Raw genomic sequence first — 20,243 nt, 5'->3', positions numbered from 1 at the left:
CAGTTTTGCAGACGCGTCCTGCGCATCTGACCATTGTTTCGATCGTGACGTGCATGAATACTCACCCCTATGTGTGCTGCCGATCACAATTCCGCCCCGACGACCGGTCTGAAGCGCGTCGTGACCGCATCCATGGCCGGCACGGTCGTGGAGTGGTACGAGTTCTTCCTGTACGGCACCGCGGCGACGCTGGTGTTCAGCAAGGTCTTCTTCGCCGAGACGACCAGCGAGCTCAACGCGATCTTCCTGGCCTTCGCCACCTATGCGGTGGGCTTCGTGGCCCGCCCACTCGGCGGCATCGTGTTCGGCCATTACGGCGACAAGTTCGGGCGCAAGAAACTGCTGCAGTTCTCCCTGCTGCTCGTCGGTGCCGCGACCTTCCTGATGGGCTGCCTGCCCACGTTCGGGCAGATCGGTTACTGGGCGCCGGCTCTGCTGGTGACACTGCGGTTCATCCAGGGCTTCGCGGTCGGCGGTGAATGGGGTGGGGCGATCCTGCTGGTCGCCGAACACAGTCCCGACCGCAGCCGCGGCTTCTGGGCCAGTTGGCCGCAGGCCGGCGTGCCGGTGGGCAACATGCTTGCCACCGTCGTGCTGCTGGTGCTGACCTCGACACTGTCGGACGCAGCGTTCCTGGCCTGGGGTTGGCGGGTCGCGTTCTGGCTGTCGGCGGTGGTCGTGCTGATCGGCTATTACATCCGCACCAAGGTCACCGATGCACCGATATTCGTGGAGGCGCAGGAGGAGGCCGAACGCATCAAGGCCACCTCGTTCAGCGTCGTCGAGGTGCTCAAGCGCTACCCGCGTGGCGTGTTCACCGCGATGGGCCTGCGGTTCGGCGAGAACATCATGTACTACCTGGTCGTCACGTTCTCCATCACCTATCTGAAGGTGTCGGTGGGTGCGGACACCAGTTCGATCCTGTGGTACCTGCTGGTCGCGCACGCCGTGCACTTCGCCGTGGTGCCCTTGGTGGGCCATCTGGCCGACCGGTTCGGCCGCCGCCCGGTGTACATGGTGGGCGCGGTGCTGGGTGGCACGTGGGGCTTCTTCGCCTTCCCGATGATGAACAGCGGCAACTACCTGATCGTCACCGCGGCGATCACGCTCGGCCTGATGATCCACGCCCTCATGTACGCGCCGCAGCCGGCCATCATGGCCGAGATGTTCCCGACCCGGATGCGGTATTCCGGTGTGTCCCTGGGCTATCAGGTGACCTCCATCGTGGCGGGCTCGCTCGCTCCGCTGATCGCGGTGAAACTGCTGGAGCTCTACGACTCGCCGGTGCCGATCTCGATCTACCTGGCCGCCGCGTGCGGCATCACGTTGATCGCGGTGCTCTACAGCCGGGAGACCAACGGTATCGACCTGCGGACCCTCGACGACGCCGACGCGCGCGAGATCGCCGGGATGCGTGCATGAGTGAGCTGTCCGGTCGAACGGCACTGGTCACCGGCGGGGCGAGTGGTATCGGCGCGGCCTGCTCCCGCGAGCTCGCCGCACGCGGCGCCCATGTCACCGTCGCCGATCGGGACGGCGAGGGTGCTGCGGCACTGGCCGACGAGATCGGTGGGACGGCGTGGCAGGTGGATCTGCTCGACGTCGCCGCGCTGGAGAGCCTGACGTTGCAGGCCGACATCCTGGTGAACAATGCGGGCGTGCAGCAGGTTGCGCCCATCGCCGAGTTCCCGCCCGCGGCCTTCCGCATGCTGCTCACCCTGATGACCGAGGTGCCCTTCCTGCTGGTTCGTGCCGCCCTGCCGCATATGTACGCCCAGGGGTTCGGTCGCATCATCAATCTGTCGTCGGTGCACGGGTTGCGCGCCTCGGAATATAAGGTCGCGTACGTGACGGCCAAGCACGCGCTCGAGGGACTGTCCAAGGTGACCGCCCTGGAAGGTGGGCAGCATGGTGTCACCAGCAACTGCGTGAACCCCGGCTATGTGCGGACGGCGTTGGTGGACAAGCAGATCGCCGATCAGGCCCGCACCCACGGCATCGATGAGCAACAGGTCATGGAGCAGATCATGTTGAAGGAGAGCGCCATCAAACGTCTGGTCGAACCCGAAGAGGTGGCCGCGCTGGTGGGGTGGTTGGCCGGTCCGCACGCGGGCATGGTGACGGGCGCGTCCTACACGATGGACGGCGGGTGGAGCGCCCGATGACCGAACCCCAGTGGGAGCCGACGGCGGCCGGTATCGAGGCGGCGCGGATCACCGACTTCGCGCGTTTCGCCGGCCGGCCGGCCGACTATCCGGCTCTGTGGCGGTGGTCGGTCGACGAGCCCGCCGCCTTCTGGGGTGCGCTGTGGCGGTACTTCGAGCTGGGTGAGATACCCGGTGACGTGCTGGCAAACAGTGATATGCCTGGGGCGCAATGGTTCCCGGGCGCCGTACTGAACTACGTCGATCAGATCGCCCGGCAGGCCCGCACCGACCGCCCGGCCATCCTGTGCATCAGCGAGGACGCGCCGGACACCGAACTGTCCTGGGCCGAGCTGCTCGGGCGCACCGCCGCGTTCGCGGCCACCCTTCGTGGCCTCGGGGTGGGGCCCGGCGACCGGGTCGTCGGCTATCTGCCCAATATTGCCGAAGCGGTCATCGCGTTCCTGGCGACGGCCAGTATCGGTGCCGTCTGGAGTGCCTGCGGCCAGGACTACTCGGCCAAGGCGGCGCTGGACCGGCTCGGTCAGCTCGAACCGGCGGTGCTGGTGACCGCCGACGGCTACCGGTTCGGCGGCAGAGCACACGACAAGAGCGCCGACGTCGCCGAGCTGAGGGCCGGCCTGCCGACCCTCAAGGCGACCGTTTCGGTGTCCCGGCTGGCACCCACCCCGGCTGACTACCTCGATTGGGCCGAGGTCAGCGCGCCCGGCCCTGATGCCCTGACCACCACCGCCGTGGACTTCGACCACCCGCTGTGGATTCTGTTCTCCTCGGGGACCACGGGACTGCCGAAGGGAATCATCCACGGTCACGGCGGCGTGCTCGTCGAGCATCTGAAAGCCGTTGCCCTGCAGAGCGATATCGGGCCAGATGACACGTTCTTCTGGTTCACCAGCCCGAGCTGGATGATGTGGAACTTCCAGGTGGCAGGCCTGCTGGTGGGCGCCACCATCGTCTGCTACGACGGCAGTCCGTCCTACCCTGCACCGGACACCCTCTGGGAGCTGACCGCCCGGCTCGGGGTCACCGTGCTGGGTACCAGCCCCGGCTATGTCCTCGGCTGTGCCAAGGCCGGCGCGGTACCCCGCGCCGATCATGATCTGTCCGCGCTGAGGACGGTCGGAATCACCGGTTCGTCGCTGCCACCGTCGTCGGCGTTGTGGTTGCGCGACAACGTCGGTGAGCAGGTCCAGGTCGCCTCCATCAGCGGCGGCACCGATGTGGTGTCGGCGTTCATCGGTGGTGTGCCGACGGTCCCGGTGTGGCCGGGGGAGCTCTCCGCGCCCTATCTGGGGGTGGCCTTGGATGCCTGGGACGAGTCCGGCAAGCCGGTGCGCGGTGAGGTGGGTGAGCTCGTCATCACCAAACCGCTGCCGTCCATGCCGGTGGCATTCTGGAACGATCCGGACGGAACCCGGTACCGCGAAGCCTATTTCGAGATGTTCCCCGGGGTGTGGCGGCACGGGGACTGGATCACCATCACCGATCGCGGCAGCATCATCGTGCACGGCCGATCCGATTCGACGCTGAATCGGCACGGGATCCGGATGGGCAGTGCCGATATCTACCAGTCGGTGGAACGGCTGCCGGAGATCGCCGAGGCGCTGGTGATCGGCGCCGAGCAGCCCGACGGCGGATACTGGATGCCGTTGTTCGTGGTGCTGGCCGACGGGGTGCAGCTCGACGATGCGCTGGTGGACAAGGTCAAGCAGACCATCCGTTCGCAGGTGTCCCCGCGCCATGTGCCCGACGAGATCATCGTGGCGCCTGGCATCCCGCACACCCGCACCGGCAAGAAACTCGAGGTGCCCATCAAAAAGCTGTTCCAGGGTGCCGATCCGGAACGTGTGGTGGAACGCAGCGCGGTCGACGACCCGGCGCTGTTGGACTGGTACGTCACGCAGCGTCGAACATGACCAGGTCGACACTGAGCCCGCCCTCGGTGATGCTGATCCGTCTTCGGATCGGTGGCCCCGGTAGCGGTGGGGCGATGGATCGGTAGGTGGCACCGGTCGGAGTGGTGAAGTCGGCCTCATGCCGGCCGTCCCGCTCCCGGGTGCGTACCCGCCACCCCGGTGCTTCCTTGGCGTAGTTGCACGCCTCGCACTCGCCCAAGCCGTTGAGCGCGCTCGTGCGTCCGGTCTCGCGGTGCGGTCGCGCGTGATCCCGGTGCCGGATCGGGGCATCGCAGTACGGGGTGCGGCACGTCTGGTCCCGCAGTCCGATGAAGGCCGCCAGCCCTTTCGGGAAGATTCGCGAGCGCGATTCCATCGCGACCAGTTGTCCGCTCTCGGGGTGCCGGTAGAGCCGGCTCAGCGTGGCTTTGGTGGCTTCGTCGACTGCGGCGTCGCCGACCATCTTGCACGCGAACCCGGCGGGCACCGGACCGTACCCGTCCAGCCAGGCAGGTTCGTCATCGTCACCGGCCAGGGTGGTATCGGCCATCACCAGATTCAGGGACACCGGTACGGGCTGCTCGGCCGGCCGGCCGGTGACGCGCTCGACCACTGTATCCGCCATGACCTGGCCGCGGGAACGACCGTCGAAGGTGGTGTCGGCTTCCCGCTTGAGCGTCGCGTACACCGAGACTCCTTGCGCGACGGGCAACAACACCGTCAGGTAGGTCATGGTGTCCGGTGCGGGGCGGATCCACACGCCGCGGTCCCCGGCCGCTTTCGCATGGCGTTCGACCACGGCTGCCGCATCCAGACGCACGGTGATCTTCTTGGCCTCGGCCGCGATCCGCTTGTCGCCCCAGGTCACGAGTCGTGAAGTGTCGCTGCACAGTTCGGCATCCAGCTGCCGCCGATGCGCCACGGACAGGCAGGCCGACTCCCGCACGATCAACGTCGCGCGCCACTCGGTGAGCATCCCGCGTTCCAGCGCCGCCAAGGTGTGCGGCATCTCCCGGACCAAGGCGGTGGCCAGCCCGAGATGTTGGCCACCGCGCTTGGGGGCGGCCCGGCGGGCGAGGGCCACCTCGTGGGCCAGCCCGCGCCCGCGCTTCTTCTTCGGCACTCCTGCGGCCGCCTCCGCGGCATGGCGTTTGGTCGCCCACGCTTCCGTCGCGCGGGCCTGCGCCGCGGCCGCGGCGGCCTTGAGGTGTTCGAGTCGCTCGACCACATCACGCAGCGTCGCCTCGTCGGCCTCCGTGTCGACCTGGATGTCGATATCGAACAAACTTTCGAACATGCCGTCGACTGTACGCGCGGGCACCGACAAGTTCAGCGTAGCCAGGAGCCCATCCGTGTCAGGGCCTCGGTGATCTCGGCCGCGGCCCCGGCGAAGGACAGCCGGACGAACGAGCCGCCGTGCACCGTGTCGAAGTCAACACCGGGGGCGATGGCAACCCCGGTGTCGGCCAACAGCTTTGCGCAGAACGCCAGGGAGTCGTCCGAGTACCGGGAGATGTCGGCGTAGACGTAGAACGCCCCGTCGGCCGGTGCGAGCCGGTCCAGACCGATCTCGGGCAGCCCGCGCAACAACAGGTCCCGGTTCACCGTGTACTCGCCCACCAGGGCGTCGGCGGTGGCCAGCGACTCCGGGTCGAAGGCGGCCACCGCCGCCAGCTGCGGCAGGGTGGGTGGGCAGATGGAGAAGTTCCCGGTCAGACGGTCCACGGCGCGGCGCAGCGGCTCGGGCACCAGTAGCCAACCCAGCCGCCAGCCGGTCATTGCGAAGTACTTCGAAAAACTGTTCACCACAATGGCATTGCGTGACGTCTCCCACGCGCAGCTGGTGGCCGGAGCGCCCGGGTACACCAGCCCGTGGTAGATCTCGTCGCTGACCAGTTGCACCCGGTTGGCGTCACACCACGTCGCGATCGCGGCCAGCTCGGCGGGGGCGATGACGGTCCCGGTCGGGTTGGCCGGGCTGGCGATGATCAGCCCCTGCACCGGCGGGTCCAGCGCCTCCAGCATGGCCACCGTCGGCTGGAACCGGGTGTCCGGGCCGCACGGCACCTCGACCACCTCGCAGCCCAGCGCCGAGAGGATGTTGCGGTAACACGGATAGCCCGGGCTGGTCACCGCGACCCGGGCACCCACGTCGAAACACGCCAGGAACGCCAGCAGGAAGCCGCCCGTGGAGCCGGTGGTGACGACGACGGCGTCCGGCTCGACGTCGATACCGTGCCGGTCGCGGTACGACGCGGCGATGGCCTCGCGGAGCTCCGGAATGCCCAGGGCCACGGTGTAGCCGAGGTTGTGATGCTCCAGGGCGGCGGCGGCGGCCGCCCGGACCGGTGCCGGGGCCTGCGCGCTGGGCTGCCCCGCGGACAGATTGACCAGATCTCCGTGGGTGCGCTGCCGCTCGGCAGCGGCCAGCCAGACGTCCATGACATAGAACGGCGGGATGCCCGCACGCAAAGCAACGCTCACCGAAGCCAGGCTAGTAGCACAATCGTCGAATGAGTCCAGTTGTGGTGGGGGTAGGGCCGGTCAGCGCTGACGACGTCGTCCGGGTGGCGCGTGGAAACGCCGCGGTGGTCATCCCGGAGGACGCGATCGCCGCCCTCACGGCCAGTAGGGCCCGGATCGAGGCGCTCGCGAACAGTCCCGCGCCGGTATACGGGATATCCACCGGGTTCGGTGCGCTTGCCACCAGGCACATACCGCCAGAGTTGCGAACCAAACTCCAACGCAGCCTGATTCGCTCACATGCCGCGGGGTCGGGGCCCGAAGTCGAGCGCGAGGTGGTGCGGGCGATGATGCTCTTGCGCCTGGCGACGCTGACCACCGGCCGCACCGGTGTCCGGGCGGAGGTGGCCCAGGCGTACGCGGGCCTACTGTCGGCGGGCCTGACCCCGGTGGTCTACGAGTACGGCAGCCTCGGCTGCTCGGGTGATCTCGCCCCGCTGTCCCATGTCGCACTCGCGGTGATGGGCGAGGGGCACGTCCGTACCGCCGACGGCACACTGACACCGGCTGCCGACGCCTTGGCCGCACACGGCCTCACGCCGATCACCTTCGCCGAGAAGGAGGGGCTGGCCCTGATCAACGGCACCGATGGGATGCTCGGCCAACTGGTCCTGGCCCTGGCCGATCTCGATCGGCTGCTGGTGCTCGCCGATGTGGCCGCCGCGATGAGCGTGGAGGGCCTGCTCGGTTCCGATCGCGTCTTCGCGGCGCATCTGCAGGCGCTGCGGCCCCAACCCGGTCAGGCCGTCGCTGCGGCGAATATGACCCGGATCCTGCGCGGGTCGCCCATCGTCGCGAGCCACAGTGGACCGGACTGTCCGCTGGTGCAGGACGCCTACTCGCTGCGGTGCGCCCCGCAGGTCGCGGGCGCCGCCCGCGACACCATCGCACACGCCCGCAACGTCGCCGACTGGGAACTGGCCAGCATCGTCGACAATCCCGTCATCACCGATGCCGGAAACGTGGAATCCAACGGGAACTTCCATGGCGCACCCGTGGCGTACGTGCTGGACTTCCTGGCCATCGTCGTCGCCGATCTGGCGAGCATCAGTGAACGTCGTACCGACCGTTTCCTGGATGCGGCACGCAACCGCGGGCTCAATCCGTTCCTGGCCGAAGACCCGGGCGTCGACAGCGGGCACATGATCGCGCAGTACACCCAGGCCGCGATCGTCGCCGAACTCAAACGTCTGGCCCAGCCCGCGAGCGTCGACTCGATCCCATCCTCGGCCATGCAGGAGGACCATGTGTCCATGGGCTGGTCGGCGGCTCGCAAACTGCGCAGGGCCATCGATGGGCTGACCCGGGTACTGGCCATCGAAGTCCTCACCTCGGCAAGGGGAATCGATATGCGGGCGCCGTTGCCACCCGGCCCGGCGACCGCTGCGGTCATCGCCGCCGTCCGCGGCAGGGTGGACGGCAGCGGGCCGGATCGGTACCTCGCCCCGGAGATCGACGCCGTCGTCGGACTGGCCCGCGACGGTTCTCTGGTCCGCGCGGCGGAGACGGTGACCGGCAGCCTCAGCTGAACTGGTCGGCGTCGCCGACCAGTCGCCCGAGATCGTCGAGTAGTGCTTCGGCGGCGGCGAGGTCGCCCCGCAGATCCCGATCCCGGTCATCCCAGGGCAGATCCGCCGTGAGCGCCATCGCCTGGCCCGCGACGCCGGCGAAATGCTGGTGCAGACCACGTTGCCGCAACAACCGGACCGCCCCGACGAGTTCGCAGCACAACAGCACCCGGTACGCGGCCACCGATCGTTCGAGTTGCAGCGCGCTCTGGGAGGCGAAGGTGGCGTCCTCCTCCATCCCGCGGGACAGCACCAGCGTGCCGACCGATGCCGGTTGCGCGGCGGCCCGGATCTCGGCGATCGCCCCTGCCGCGACGTACTCCACCATCATGAGGCCGGAGGAGCCGTCCTCGGCCGAAGCGAGGAAAGGGTTGCGGCCGTTGGTCTCCGGGTCGTTGAGCATGCGGATCCGGGAATGCGTGATGGGCGCGGTCAGCGCCATCGCCAGCGTCGTTCCGTCGAGTTCCAGTGACAGGGCCGCCTGGTAGAAAGCACCGTGGTGGACCACCTGATCGCCGTCGATGTCGAACAACGGGTTCTCCTGGGCCGTGTTCAGCGTCCGTTCCAGTTGCCCGACAATCGAATTGAGGGTGGCCACCACACTCGCCTGGGCGACCGGATAGACCCGCAGTCCGTACGGATCCTGGATCCGGGCCGGGATGTGGGCGGGGTGGCCCGCCCCCGTGAACAGCGAGCGCAATCGGGCGGCGACGGCGTCGACCTCCGGCGCGGCCGCGGCTCGTGCGGCGGCGGCCGAGAATGCCGACGGGTTGCCGTCCAGCGCCAGGAAGCTGAGGGTGTAGATGATGCTCGAGGCCCGTTCCAGGCGACTCAATTCGGCGACGGCGAGACAGCTGCGGCCGACCGTCAGTGCGCTGCTGCTCATGAACGGCAGGGCGCTGTCGGCGTGCCATTGCGGCATCGGAGCCAACGGCCTGGTGGCGGGACGCTCGCCCATCAGGGTCAGCGCGGTGCCGGCGAGCGCGGCCAGATCGCCCGTTCCGATCGACGCGTAGTGGCGTAGCTCCGGCAGGGTGTCGTCGTTGAGCATCCGCTCCAGCCCACCCAAGATCTGCGGATCCAGACCGGAACCGGGCACGCACAGCTGCACCAGACGCACCGCGAGCATGGCGCGCACCGTGCGGCCGTCGAGGGGATCACCCGCGTCCGCGGCATGGCTGCGCAGCAGACGCATGCCGTAGGTGTCGTCGTCGGGCAGCACCGGTGTGCTGCGATTCGCACCGACACCGGTGGTGCGGCCGTAGGTGGCGAACCGCGAGCTCAGCGCGTCGGCTTGCTCGTGCGCGTGGGTGACGGCCGCGAGGATCGCCGGTGCCACCGCGACCCGATCGAGCCGTTCGGCAAGCGCCACGACATCGGCGATGGTGCCCGCTCCGTTCAGCACGATCATCGGAAATTCTCCTCGTTCTCCACCGCCTGCGAGCGATGCGTCCTATCATCACCGAAAGTCCAAAGATTCCGCTAGATGGAAATCAGATTTTACTTAGCGGAAATTTGGCGAGCATTGGACGAAACGTCGGGGCCCTACTTTTGGGACTCGACGAAAGGAGGTCGAGGTGGCGGAAGCGTCCACACGGACCGTGGAACGGGCACTCGCACTGCTGGCCACCGTGTGCGAAAGCGGCGGGACGAACCTCGTCGACAGCGCCCGGGACTGTGAGCTCGCGCCGAGCACCGCACTACGGCTGCTGCGCACGCTCGAGACCACCGGCTTCGTCGCCAAGGACGAGTCCGGCGTCTACCGGCCCGGCGGCCGCATCATCCAACTCGGCGCGCAGGCGCTGAGCAACGAATCGCTGGTGGATCTGACGCAACCCACCATGGATGCCGTGGTGGCCGCCACCGGCGAATCGGCATATCTGTCCGTGCGGGGGCACGGTGACACCGCGCTCTACCTCAACATCGTTCAGGGCACTCACTCGGTCCGGCACGCCAGTTGGGTCGGCAGGACGGTTCCGCTGGACACGTCGGCAGCCGGCCACGCGCTTCGCGGGGACATCCCCGCCGAGGGGTACGTCGTCATCGGAAGCGGCGTCGAAGCCGACGTCACCGCCATCGCGTGCCCGGTGCGTTCGGAGGCTCGAATCGTCGCGGCACTCAGCCTCGTCATTCCGAGCTATCGCCTCACTGCGCCGGACACGGCACGGTACGGCCACATATTGGGGTCAGCCGCCGCGGAGGTGTCCGCCCAGCTGAGCCGATCCGCCAAACCTGGCCCACCAGAAGGACAGTCATGATCACATTCGACACCGTCTCCAAGGTGTACCCCGATGGCACCGTCGCCGTAGACGGGCTGACGCTGACCGCACCCAACGGAAAGATCACCACGCTGGTCGGCCCCTCGGGCTGCGGGAAGACCACGTCGATGCGGATGATCAACCGGCTCATCGAGCCCAGCTCGGGCACGATCGCGCTCGACGGCGTCGATACGCAATCCCTGGACCGGGTGGCGCTGCGCCGCAAGATCGGTTACGTCATCCAGAACGCCGGGCTCTTCCCGCACCGAACGGTGGTCGACAACGTCGCTGCACTGCCTCGGCTGCTCGGTGGCGGAAAGAAGGAAACCCGTTCGGCAGCAATGGAACTCCTCGAACGTGTCGGATTGGATGCCAAATTCGCGCGCCGGTATCCCTGGCAACTCTCCGGCGGCCAGCAGCAGCGTGTCGGTGTGGCGCGGGCACTCGCCACCGATCCACCCTTCCTGCTGATGGACGAGCCCTTCAGTGCCGTCGACCCGATTGTCCGCAACCAATTACAGGACGAGTTCCTGCGTCTGCAGGCCGATATCTCCAAGACCATCGTGATGGTCACCCACGACATCGACGAGGCGCTCAAGTTGGGCGACCAGGTGGTGGTGCTCCGAGAGGGCGGAACCCTGGCTCAGGCGGCGACGCCGGCGGAACTGCTGGCAGCCCCGAACGACGCGTTCGTCGCCGACTTCGTCGGCTCGGCCCGCGGCTATCGCGCACTCGGCTTCCACAATTCCGATGACCGTCTCACGTTGAACGACGAGCCGACCATCGCTGTGGGACAACCGTTATCGGTGCTCCCGGGTGGCCACGGACGATGGGTACTGGTCGTCGACTCCGCGCGCGTGCCGCGAGGCTGGGTGGATACCGCGAATGTCGCGGGCGATCAGGTACGCGAGGGTGATGTCAACCTCAGCGGTACCACTGCACGTCGCGGTGATCCCCTGCGCGATCTGCTCAACTCGGCGCTGTCCAGCCCGAGTGGGCGCTGCGTGGTCACCGACGAGTCCGGCGTCCTGCTCGGCACCGCAACCGATCACGACGTCATCGATGCGATCAGGCGCGCCAGAGGGGTCGACGGCGGGCAGGAGCACAGCGACCGGGGAATCGGGATCCCCTCATGAACTGGATCTCGTCGAATATCGACCGCATCATCTCGTTGACCATCAGTCATACCTGGCTGACGCTGGTGCCGACGTTGATCGGTCTGGTCCTGGCCCTGCCGCTGGGCTGGTGGGCCCACCGCTCGGGACGCGGATACGCCGCCATCGTGGGAATCGCCGGCCTGCTCTACACGATCCCGTCACTGGCGCTGTTCATCATTCTTCCGGTCATCCTCGGCACCAAGATCCTCGACCCGGTCAATATCGTGGTGGCGCTGACGCTCTACACGCTGGCGCTGCTGGTGCGTGTCGTCGCCGACGGTCTCGGATCGGTACCGCATGACACCGTCGCCGCCGCCGAAGCCATGGGTTACCGCGGGTGGCAGCGCCTGCTACTGGTCGAGCTCCCCGTCGCCGTCCCGGTGATCGCCGCCGGCTTGCGGGTCGCGGTGGTCTCCAACGTCAGCATCGTCACGATGGCGGCCCTGCTGGGTATCCCGCAGCTGGGATCGCTTTTCACCCAAGGTTTTCAGCTCAGGCTGTACGTTCCGCTGATCACCGGGGTGGTCCTCTGCGTGGTGCTCGCCGTGATCTTCGACGGTCTGATCGTCTGGCTGAACAAACTGCTCACCCCGTGGCGGCAGAGGACGGTGACCGCGTGAACATCATCGGCTGGTTCACCGATCCGGCAAACTGGACGGGATCGGGCGGGATCCCCATGCAGATCGGCTATCACCTGGTCTACTCGGCCGCCGCGCTCCTGGCCGCTGGGGCCATCGCGGTGCCGCTCGGCATCGTCATCGGCTGCACCGGACGCGGCGAGGCCCTGATCGCCGGGTTCGCGAACGCGCTGCGCGCGCTGCCGTCGCTCGGGCTTCTGGTGTTGCTGTTCCTGGTCATCTCACCGGTGGTTGCAGGCCAACTCGTGTACATCCTGCCCACCATCGTCGTGCTGGTGCTGCTGGCGGTGCCGCCGATCCTCACCGGAACGTATGCCGGAATCCAGAGCGCCGACCCCGACGCGGTCGGGGCCGCTCGCGGCATGGGGTTCACCAAACGTCAGATCCTGTTGCGGGTGCAGCTCCCGTGCGCGTTGCCCCTGATGATCTCCGGAATCCGCAGCTCCACCCTGCAGATCGTCTCGACCGCCACCATCGCCGCATACCTGGGTCTGCAGGGCCTGGGCCGGTTCATCCTGGACGGCCGGGCAACGGCAAACTTCGCCGAAATGGCAGGCGGCGCAATCCTTGTCGCACTACTCGCCATCATCCTCGAATTCACCTTCGCCGGCGCAGGCCGGCTCATCGTGTCGCCCGGACTGCGACGCGCCACGGCGAAACCCGACTCGTCTGTCCACAACACCACCACCACCGTCAGTTTGGAGAAAGCACCATGAAGAAGCGCACGTTCCTCACCTCCCTGAGCCTCGCCGCCGCACTCGCCCTGTCCGCCTGCGGCGGAGGTGGGGGCGACCCACTTTCCGGCGGCGGCGACAACAAGGGTTCCGCGGGCTCGCAGGTGGTCATCGGCTCCGCCGACTTCACCGAGAGCCAGCTGATCGCCAGCATCTACTCACAGGCGTTGCAGGCAAAGGGCGTCAGCGTCAAGGAACAGTTCAACATCGGCAGCCGTGAGGTCTACATCCAGGCGCTCAAGGACAGCTCCATCGATCTGGTCCCCGAATACACCGGTGCGCTGTTGAGCTATCTGGATCCGAAGTCGACGGCCGCGACACCGGATTCGGTGACCTCCGAACTCAAGACCAAGCTGCCCGAGGGTATCTCGATGCTGACGCCGTCTCCGGCCGAGGACAAGGATGTCGTCGCGGTCACCCAGGCCACCGCAGACAAGTACAAGTTGACGACCATCTCCGATCTGGCGCCGGTGGCCGGGGAACTGGTGCTGGGTGGGCCCGCGGAATGGAAGACCCGTCAGCAGGGTGTGGTCGGTCTGCGCGATGTCTACGGCCTGAACTTCAAGGACTTCGTCAGCCTCGACGCCGGCGGCACCCTGACGATGACCGCACTCACCAATGGCCAGATCCAGGCCGGCGATCTGTTCAGCACCGACCCGGGCCTGAAGGCCAACAAGCTTGTGGCCCTGGAGGACAACAAGAACCTGTTCGCCGCCGAGAACGTGGTGCCGCTGATCAAGGCGGGTAAGCAGAACGACACGGTCACCAAGACCCTGGATGCGGTGTCGGCGAAACTCACCACCGATGACCTCATCTCGATGAACGCCGAGGCTGCCACCGGCACGAACCTGGCCGACATCGCCAAGAAGTGGCTGGCCGGCGCCGGCATCAACGGCCAGTGAACACCCCTCTCGTCAAAGGAACTCCACTCTCATGACCGATTCTGTGACCGCGGGTCCGCGGCCCGTCCGTGCCGCTCGCGGGACCGAGATCTCCTGCAAGGGCTGGCAACAGGAAGCCGCCCTGCGCATGCTGATGAACAACCTCGACCCCGAGGTGGCCGAACATCCCGACGATCTCGTCGTCTACGGCGGCACCGGACGCGCGGCCCGCAGCTGGGAGGCCTTCGACGCGATCGTGCGTACCCTGCGCTCGCTCGAAGACGACGAGACCATGCTCATCCAGTCCGGAAAGCCGGTCGGCGTGTTCCGGACCAATGTGTGGTCGCCCCGTGTGCTGCTGGCGAATTCGAATCTGGTCGGCGACTGGGCCAACTGGGAGCAGTTCCGCAAGCTGGAAGCCGAAGGCCTGATGATGTACGGCCAGATGACGGCCGGCTCGTGGATCTACATCGGTACTCAGGGCATCCTGCAGGGCACGTTCGAAACCTTCGGCGCCGTCGCGCGCAAGCGGTTCGGCGGCACGCTGGCCGGCACCATCACCCTGACCGCCGGGGTGGGCGGCATGGGTGGCGCCCAGCCACTCGCGGTCACCATGAACGACGGGGTGGCCATCTGCGTGGACTGTGACGAGACCCGGATCGACCGGCGTATCGCCCATCGCTACCTCGATACCAAGGCGGCCGATATCGACGAGGCGCTGAAGCTGGCCGTCGAGTCGCGAGATGCCAAGCGGGCGCTGTCGATCGGTCTTGTCGGCAATGCCGCCGAGGTGTTCCCCGAACTGCTGCGACGCGAAGCCCCGATCGACATCGTCACCGATCAGACCTCGGCCCACGATCCGCTGTCCTACCTTCCCATCGGTATCGACATCGAGGATATGAAGAAGATGGCGGACAAGGATCCCGCCTACTTCACCGAGCAGGCCGAACTCTCGATGGCCAAGCATGTCGAGGCCATGGTCGGTTTCATGGACCGCGGCGCGGAGGTCTTCGATTACGGGAACTCGATCCGTGACGAAGCCCGAAAGGCGGGTTACGGGCGCGCGTTCGACTTCCCCGGTTTCGTGCCGGCCTATATCCGGCCGCAGTTCGAAGAGGGGCTCGGTCCATTCCGCTGGGCCGCGTTGTCGGGTGACCCCGCCGATATCGCCGCGACCGATCGAGCCATATTGGAACTGTTCCCCGAGAACGACCATCTGCGCCGCTGGATCACCATGGCCGGCGAGCGGGTGGCCTTCGAGGGACTGCCTGCGCGCATCTGCTGGCTGGGCTATGGCGAGCGGCACCGGGCCGGGTGCAAGTTCAACGAGATGGTCGCCTCCGGTGAACTGTCCGCGCCGCTGGTCATCGGGCGCGATCATCTGGACTCCGGCTCGGTCGCCTCGCCCTACCGCGAAACCGAAGCCATGCTCGACGGTTCCGACGCGATCGCCGACTGGCCGCTTCTCAACGCGCTGGTGAGCACCGCATCCGGAGCGTCCTGGGTGTCGATCCACCACGGCGGCGGGGTGGGCATGGGCCGATCCATCCATGCCGGGCAGGTGTGTGTCGCCGACGGTACCGACCTGGCCGCCCAGAAGCTGGCCAGGGTGCTCACCAACGATCCCGGGATGGGCGTCATCCGGCACGTCGACGCCGGCTATGAGCACGCGGCCGAGGTGGCTCGGGACCGCGGGGTCCGTATTCCGATGTGGGAGGACGCGTGAGCGACGCTCGCGGAGCGAACCGACAGACGAGCACCTTCGATACGCTGTGGCCGGCGATCCTCGACATCGGCCGTAACCCGGCGAATGGCGGCTATCGCCGGTTCGCCTGGAGCGACGCGGATTTCACGTTGCGGGAATGGTTCGTGGGTGAGGCGGAACGCCGCGGCTTGGACGTCGAGGTGGACCGCAACGGCAACCTGTGGGCATGGTGGATGCCGCCGGGATGGTCGGGAGACCCGCGGGACGCGTTCGTGACGGGCTCGCATCTGGACTCGGTGCCCGACGGCGGTGCGTTCGACGGGCCGCTGGGTGTCGTATCGGCTTTCGCCGCGATCGATATCGTGCGGGAGCGCGGTGTGGTGCCAGCCATCCCGGTCGGAGTGGCCGCATTCTCCGATGAGGAGGGTGCCAGGTTCGGGGTGGCGTGTGTCGGATCGCAACTGTCCACCGGGGCACTGACCGCGGACCGGGCTCGTGGGCTGCGCGATATCGACGGAATCACCCTGGCGGAGGCCCTCGTTCGGGCAGCGCGTGACCCGAACCAGCTCGGGCCTGACCGGCACCTGGCCGAACGGGTCGGCGTGTTCGTCGAACTGCACGTCGAGCAGGGCCGGGCGCTGGACCTCATCGACGCCCCGGTCGCGGTGGCGTCCTCGATCTGGCCGCACGGCCGGTGGGAGTTCACGTTCGACGGTGAGGCCAACCATGCCGGCGCCACCCGGCTGGTCGATCGCCGAGATCCGATGCTGGCGTTCGCCTCGTCGGTGCACACCGCTCGCGCGCAGGCGCAGGCCCACCAGGCGGTGGCGACCTTCGGCAAGGTGCTGGTATCCCCCAATGGGGCCAATGCCATCCCGTCGCAGATCCGCGCCTGGCTGGACGCCAGGGCCGCCGATGAGGCGACCTTGACGGCCCTGGTCGAGGCGATCTCCGCCGAAGCCCACGGGCACGCCACCCTCGACTCGGTGGGCCTGCAGGTGGTTGCCGAATCGATCACGCCCATCGTCGAATTCCCGGAAGGTCCGCGGGCACGCCTGACGAAGGCCCTGGGGCGACTCGGAGAAATCCCGGTGCTGCCCACCGCGGCCGGCCATGACGCCGGCATCCTGTCGGCTCAGGTCCCCACGGCAATGTTGTTCGTACGCAATCCGACCGGTGTCTCGCACTCGCCGGCCGAACACGCGGAGATGGACGATTGCAACGAGGGTGCGGAGGCGCTCGCCGATGTGATGGCCGACTGGATCTCGTCGTGACCGAGACCTGGTGGTGTGAGCACGCCTGGCTCGGCGGGGACACCGTGGACACGGGTGTGGTGATCACCGTCGACAACGGCCGGATCAGTTCGGTACAACCGGGAACGCCGGCGCTCCGTGTGCCGAATCGGCTGTACGGCTTGGTGATCCCTGGTATGGGAAACGCGCACTCCCACGCGTTTCACCGCGCGCTGCGGGCCGGCACCCAGCGGGACCGCGGATCGTTCTGGACCTGGCGTGACCTGATGTACCGGGCCGCCGACCGGCTGGACCCGGACCGGTACCGGGCGTTGTCGCGGGCGGTCTACGCCGAGATGACGCTCGCCGGGATCACCTCGGTCGGGGAGTTCCACTACCTGCATCACGACACCGGCGGCCGGCGCTACGGGGATCCGAACGCGATGGGACACGCCCTGATCGACGGTGCAGCCGATGCCGGCCTGCGGCTGACCCTGCTCGACACCTGCTATCTCAGTTCGGCTCCCGACGGCGCACCACTGCAGGACGGCCCGCAGCTGCGCTTCGGCGACGGCAGTGGAGAAGGGTGGGCCGAACGGGTGGAAGCCCTGCGTGCCCAGGCGCACGGCCGGAGCGGTCTGCTGATCGGTGCGGCGCTGCACTCGGTGCGGGGTGTTCCGGTCGAAGACATGCCCGCAGTGGTCGACTGGGCAGACGCGAATCATGCTCCGCTGCACGTGCACTCGTCCGAGCAGCAGGCCGAGGTCGAGCAGTGCCTGTCCGTGCACGGGCGTACCCCGACCGCCGTGCTGAAGGATGCCGGCGTGCTCGGGCCACGCACCACCGCGGTACACGCCACCCATCTCACCGACGATGACCTCGCCGATCTCGATGCCACGGCCACCGGGGTGTGCTTCTGTCCCACCACCGAACGGGATCTGGGCGACGGGATCGGTCCGGCGCCCGCACTGCTCGGCACCCGCGGACTGTTCAGCCTCGGATCGGACAGCCACGCCGTGATCGACCTGTTCGAGGAGGCCCGGGCGGTCGAACTGGATGAGCGACTGGCCCGTAGGCAGCGCGGCATCATCGATGCTTCCAGGTTGCTGCAGGCCGCAACCGTCGGTGGGCAACACACACTGGGCTGGACCGATGCGGGTGCGATCCAGGTCGGCGCGCGTGCGGATTTCGTTGCCGTGGATCTGAACTCGGTGCGCACGGCAGGTGGCGGCGCGACGCCGGAGAACATCGTGTTCGCGGCAACGGCAGGCGATGTCACCGATGTCGTGATCGACGGCCGGGTCGTGGTGGCCGAGCGCAGGCATCTGCGTATCGACGCCGCCGCCGAATTGGGTTCGGCGATCGACGACCTGCTGGTGTGCCTATGAGCACCCTGTATGACGGTATCGCCGAACTGGTCACCAACGACCCCGCGCAGGGCGACGGAACTGCGCTGGGTGTCATCAGCGACGGCGCCATCCTCGTCGAGGGTGAGGTCATCGCCTGGGTCGGCCGCCAGGTCGATGCCCCCGCGGCGGCGCAGCGCGTCGACTGCGGCGGGGTCGGTGTCATCCCCGGTTTCGTCGACAGCCATGCGCACCTGGTGTTCGCCGGTGAGCGGTCGGCGGAATTCGCCGCCAGGATGGCTGGTCTGCCGTATGCGGCGGGCGGAATCGCGACAACGGTGGCGGCGACGCGTCAGGCCGACACCGCGACGCTGACGGCGGGAGTAGGCCGCCTGGCCGGTGAGCTCCTGGCGGCCGGTGTCACGACCTTCGAATCCAAGAGTGGGTACGGCCTCAACGTCGCCGACGAGAGCCGCTCACTGGTCGTCGCGCGCGAATTCACCAGCGAGACCACCTTTCTCGGTGCCCATGTGGTCCCCGCGGAGTACCGCGACAACCGCGACGCCTATGTCGAGCTGGTGACGGGTCCGATGCTGGAGGCCTGCGCACCGTACGCCCGCTGGATCGATGTGTTCTGTGACCGCGGGGCTTTCGACGTCGACGAGTCGCGCGCCATCCTGACGGCGGGCAGGGCGGCCGGTCTGCAGCTGCGGGTGCACGCCGGTCAACTCGGTCCCAGCGGCGGGATCCAGATGGCGGTACAGATGGGTGCCGCTTCGGTGGACCACTGCACCTTCGCCACCGACGCCGATATCGAGGCGATGGCCGCCGGCGATACGGTCGCCACGCTGCTACCCGGCGCGGAATTCAGCACGCGGGCGCCGTGGCCGGACGCGCGCCGGATGATCGAGGCCGGCGTGACGGTGGCCATCGCCACCGACTGCAACCCCGGCAGCTCGTTCACCACGAGCATGCCGTTCTGTATCGCCGTAGGGGTCCGGGATATGAACTTCACTCCCGCAGAGGCGCTCTGGGCGGCCACCGCCGGTGGCGCGGCAGCGCTGCGACGCGACGATATCGGAGTGCTGGCGCCGGGGAAGCGCGCCGACTTTGTCTGCCTCGACGCGCCGTCGTACATCCACCTGGCCTACCGGCCGGGCGTACCGCTGATCCGCACTGTGGTGCGCGGCGGACAGCGGGTCTAGAACACCTCTGCTTCGAGCCGGCGCAGATGGTCGCGCGGGGGACCCAGCAGCTGCGCGCTGCCGTGCGCCCGCTTGAAGTACAGCTGGATGTCGTGCTCCCAGGTGATCGCGATACCGCCGTGCATCTGGACGGCCTCGGCGGTCACCGCGGACAACGCCTCACTGGCCAGCACCCGAGCCAGCGCCGCGGACGCGGGCGACGGCTCGGCGATCGCATCGTCGACGACGGCCCGGGCGGCGGACACCTTCACGTACAGGTCGGACATCCGGTGCTTGAGCGCCTGGAAGCTACCAATCGGGCGGCCGAACTGCACCCGGTCCTTCGTGTAGGCGACGGTGAGGTCGAGAGCCCTTGCCGCCGCACCGATCTGCTCGGCCGCCACCAGCAGGGCGGCGATATCGGCCAAGCCGGGATCGGCGCCGAGGACGGTCGTCTCACCGGCGGTGACGGCCGACAGCCGACGGGTCAGGTCCATGGTGGGTTTGGCCTGCGCGGTGAAAGTGTCCCAGCGGGTCAGGTGCTCGCCGTCCGCCGCGATGACCACGTCCGCGATATCGCCGTTGACCACGATCTCGGGATCGAATACCACCGCGCCGATCGAGGTGCCCTCAGCCAGTCCCTCCAAGGGTTGGTGCTCATCGACGGCGAGCAAGGCCAGCTCGGCGAGCGTGGTACCGAGCAGCGGCGTGGGCACCAGATTGCGGGCCAGCTCCTCCAGCACCACTGCGGCGTCGGCGAGTTCGCCGCCGGCGCCGCCGAGTTCTTCGGGAACCACCAGTGCGGCCGCGCCGACCTGCTCGCACAGCAGCTTCCACAGCGACGCGTCATAGCCCTGTTCGGAGGCCATCGCCGTGCGTACGGCTTCGGGTCCGGCGTGCTTCTCGACCAGTGCGGCGACGGTGTCGCGCAGCAGTTCGCGTTCTTCACTCATGGTC

The 20,243-nt window shown here is 67.8% G+C and carries 17 protein-coding genes; 13 read left to right on the top strand and 4 right to left on the bottom strand.

The window, feature by feature from the left end:
- The first annotated feature begins 69 nt into the window (after positions 1 to 69).
- Genes FHU31_RS24415 through FHU31_RS24405 form a run of 3 tightly spaced genes read left to right on the top strand, consistent with a single transcriptional unit; the run spans position 70 to position 4,081 of the window.
- The gene (locus FHU31_RS24415; protein ID WP_167163320.1) at positions 70 to 1,422 is read left to right on the top strand and encodes an MFS transporter; all 1,353 of its coding nucleotides are present in this window, start codon (positions 70 to 72) and stop codon (positions 1,420 to 1,422) included.
- Positions 1,419 to 2,165, top strand: a complete 747-nt coding sequence (locus tag FHU31_RS24410) for a 3-hydroxybutyrate dehydrogenase (protein ID WP_167163319.1) — start codon at positions 1,419 to 1,421, stop codon at positions 2,163 to 2,165. The genes FHU31_RS24415 and FHU31_RS24410 overlap by 4 nt, the downstream gene beginning before the upstream one ends.
- Positions 2,162 to 4,081 (top strand): acetoacetate--CoA ligase, encoded by a 1,920-nt coding sequence (locus tag FHU31_RS24405; protein WP_167163318.1) that lies wholly within the window; start codon positions 2,162 to 2,164, stop codon positions 4,079 to 4,081. Before FHU31_RS24410 ends, FHU31_RS24405 begins: the two co-directional genes overlap by 4 nt.
- On the opposite strand, the gene FHU31_RS24400 is transcribed toward FHU31_RS24405, so the two are convergent.
- Both FHU31_RS24400 and FHU31_RS24395 read right to left on the bottom strand, forming a co-directional pair.
- On the bottom strand, positions 4,062 to 5,357 hold the full coding sequence (locus tag FHU31_RS24400) for a 13E12 repeat family protein (protein ID WP_167163317.1): 1,296 nt from the start codon (positions 5,355 to 5,357) through the stop codon (positions 4,062 to 4,064). The two genes, FHU31_RS24405 and FHU31_RS24400, sit on opposite strands and share 20 nt — an antisense overlap.
- 32 nt (positions 5,358 to 5,389) lie before the next feature.
- Complete coding sequence (locus tag FHU31_RS24395) at positions 5,390 to 6,502, bottom strand: pyridoxal phosphate-dependent aminotransferase (RefSeq protein WP_167163630.1); 1,113 nt, start codon at positions 6,500 to 6,502, stop codon at positions 5,390 to 5,392.
- A 71-nt stretch (positions 6,503 to 6,573) separates the two neighbouring features.
- Between FHU31_RS24395 and hutH the strand changes: the two genes are divergently transcribed.
- Positions 6,574 to 8,112, top strand: a complete 1,539-nt coding sequence (hutH, locus tag FHU31_RS24390) for a histidine ammonia-lyase (RefSeq protein ID WP_167163316.1) — start codon at positions 6,574 to 6,576, stop codon at positions 8,110 to 8,112.
- Here the strand turns inward: hutH and FHU31_RS24385 are convergent.
- The gene (locus FHU31_RS24385) at positions 8,105 to 9,562 is read right to left on the bottom strand and encodes an aromatic amino acid lyase (RefSeq protein ID WP_167163315.1); all 1,458 of its coding nucleotides are present in this window, start codon (positions 9,560 to 9,562) and stop codon (positions 8,105 to 8,107) included. The two genes, hutH and FHU31_RS24385, sit on opposite strands and share 8 nt — an antisense overlap.
- 166 nt (positions 9,563 to 9,728) lie before the next feature.
- On the opposite strand from FHU31_RS24385, the gene FHU31_RS24380 reads away from it, so the two are divergent.
- The 9 genes from FHU31_RS24380 to hutI are packed head-to-tail and all read left to right on the top strand — an operon-like array spanning position 9,729 to position 19,307.
- Positions 9,729 to 10,409 carry an IclR family transcriptional regulator gene (locus FHU31_RS24380; RefSeq protein ID WP_167163314.1) on the top strand — a complete coding sequence of 227 codons (681 nt, stop codon included), beginning with the start codon at positions 9,729 to 9,731 and terminating at the stop codon, positions 10,407 to 10,409.
- Positions 10,406 to 11,545 carry an ABC transporter ATP-binding protein gene (locus FHU31_RS24375; protein WP_167163313.1) on the top strand — a complete coding sequence of 380 codons (1,140 nt, stop codon included), beginning with the start codon at positions 10,406 to 10,408 and terminating at the stop codon, positions 11,543 to 11,545. The genes FHU31_RS24380 and FHU31_RS24375 overlap by 4 nt, the downstream gene beginning before the upstream one ends.
- Complete coding sequence (locus tag FHU31_RS24370) at positions 11,542 to 12,186, top strand: ABC transporter permease (protein WP_090354213.1); 645 nt, start codon at positions 11,542 to 11,544, stop codon at positions 12,184 to 12,186. Before FHU31_RS24375 ends, FHU31_RS24370 begins: the two co-directional genes overlap by 4 nt.
- Positions 12,183 to 12,920: an ABC transporter permease gene (locus FHU31_RS24365; protein WP_263987953.1), complete on the top strand. Its 738-nt coding sequence runs from the start codon at positions 12,183 to 12,185 to the stop codon at positions 12,918 to 12,920. Before FHU31_RS24370 ends, FHU31_RS24365 begins: the two co-directional genes overlap by 4 nt.
- Complete coding sequence (locus tag FHU31_RS24360) at positions 12,917 to 13,840, top strand: ABC transporter substrate-binding protein (RefSeq protein ID WP_167163312.1); 924 nt, start codon at positions 12,917 to 12,919, stop codon at positions 13,838 to 13,840. Before FHU31_RS24365 ends, FHU31_RS24360 begins: the two co-directional genes overlap by 4 nt.
- Before the next feature lie 31 nt (positions 13,841 to 13,871).
- On the top strand, positions 13,872 to 15,545 hold the full coding sequence (hutU, locus tag FHU31_RS24355; protein ID WP_167163311.1) for a urocanate hydratase: 1,674 nt from the start codon (positions 13,872 to 13,874) through the stop codon (positions 15,543 to 15,545).
- On the top strand, positions 15,542 to 16,798 hold the full coding sequence (locus FHU31_RS24350) for an allantoate amidohydrolase (RefSeq protein ID WP_263987954.1): 1,257 nt from the start codon (positions 15,542 to 15,544) through the stop codon (positions 16,796 to 16,798). The genes hutU and FHU31_RS24350 overlap by 4 nt, the downstream gene beginning before the upstream one ends.
- Positions 16,795 to 18,144: a formimidoylglutamate deiminase gene (locus tag FHU31_RS24345; RefSeq protein ID WP_263987955.1), complete on the top strand. Its 1,350-nt coding sequence runs from the start codon at positions 16,795 to 16,797 to the stop codon at positions 18,142 to 18,144. The genes FHU31_RS24350 and FHU31_RS24345 overlap by 4 nt, the downstream gene beginning before the upstream one ends.
- The gene (gene hutI / locus FHU31_RS24340) at positions 18,141 to 19,307 is read left to right on the top strand and encodes an imidazolonepropionase (protein WP_167163309.1); all 1,167 of its coding nucleotides are present in this window, start codon (positions 18,141 to 18,143) and stop codon (positions 19,305 to 19,307) included. The genes FHU31_RS24345 and hutI overlap by 4 nt, the downstream gene beginning before the upstream one ends.
- Here the strand turns inward: hutI and ipdE2 are convergent.
- The gene (gene ipdE2, locus FHU31_RS24335; protein ID WP_167163308.1) at positions 19,304 to 20,239 is read right to left on the bottom strand and encodes an acyl-CoA dehydrogenase IpdE2; all 936 of its coding nucleotides are present in this window, start codon (positions 20,237 to 20,239) and stop codon (positions 19,304 to 19,306) included. The two genes, hutI and ipdE2, sit on opposite strands and share 4 nt — an antisense overlap.
- Positions 20,240 to 20,243: the final 4 nt, after the last annotated feature.

The sequence above is a fragment of the Mycolicibacterium fluoranthenivorans genome (assembly GCF_011758805.1).
Lineage (GTDB): Bacteria > Actinomycetota > Actinomycetes > Mycobacteriales > Mycobacteriaceae > Mycobacterium > Mycobacterium fluoranthenivorans.
This window is presented reverse-complemented; position numbering and strand designations above follow the sequence as displayed.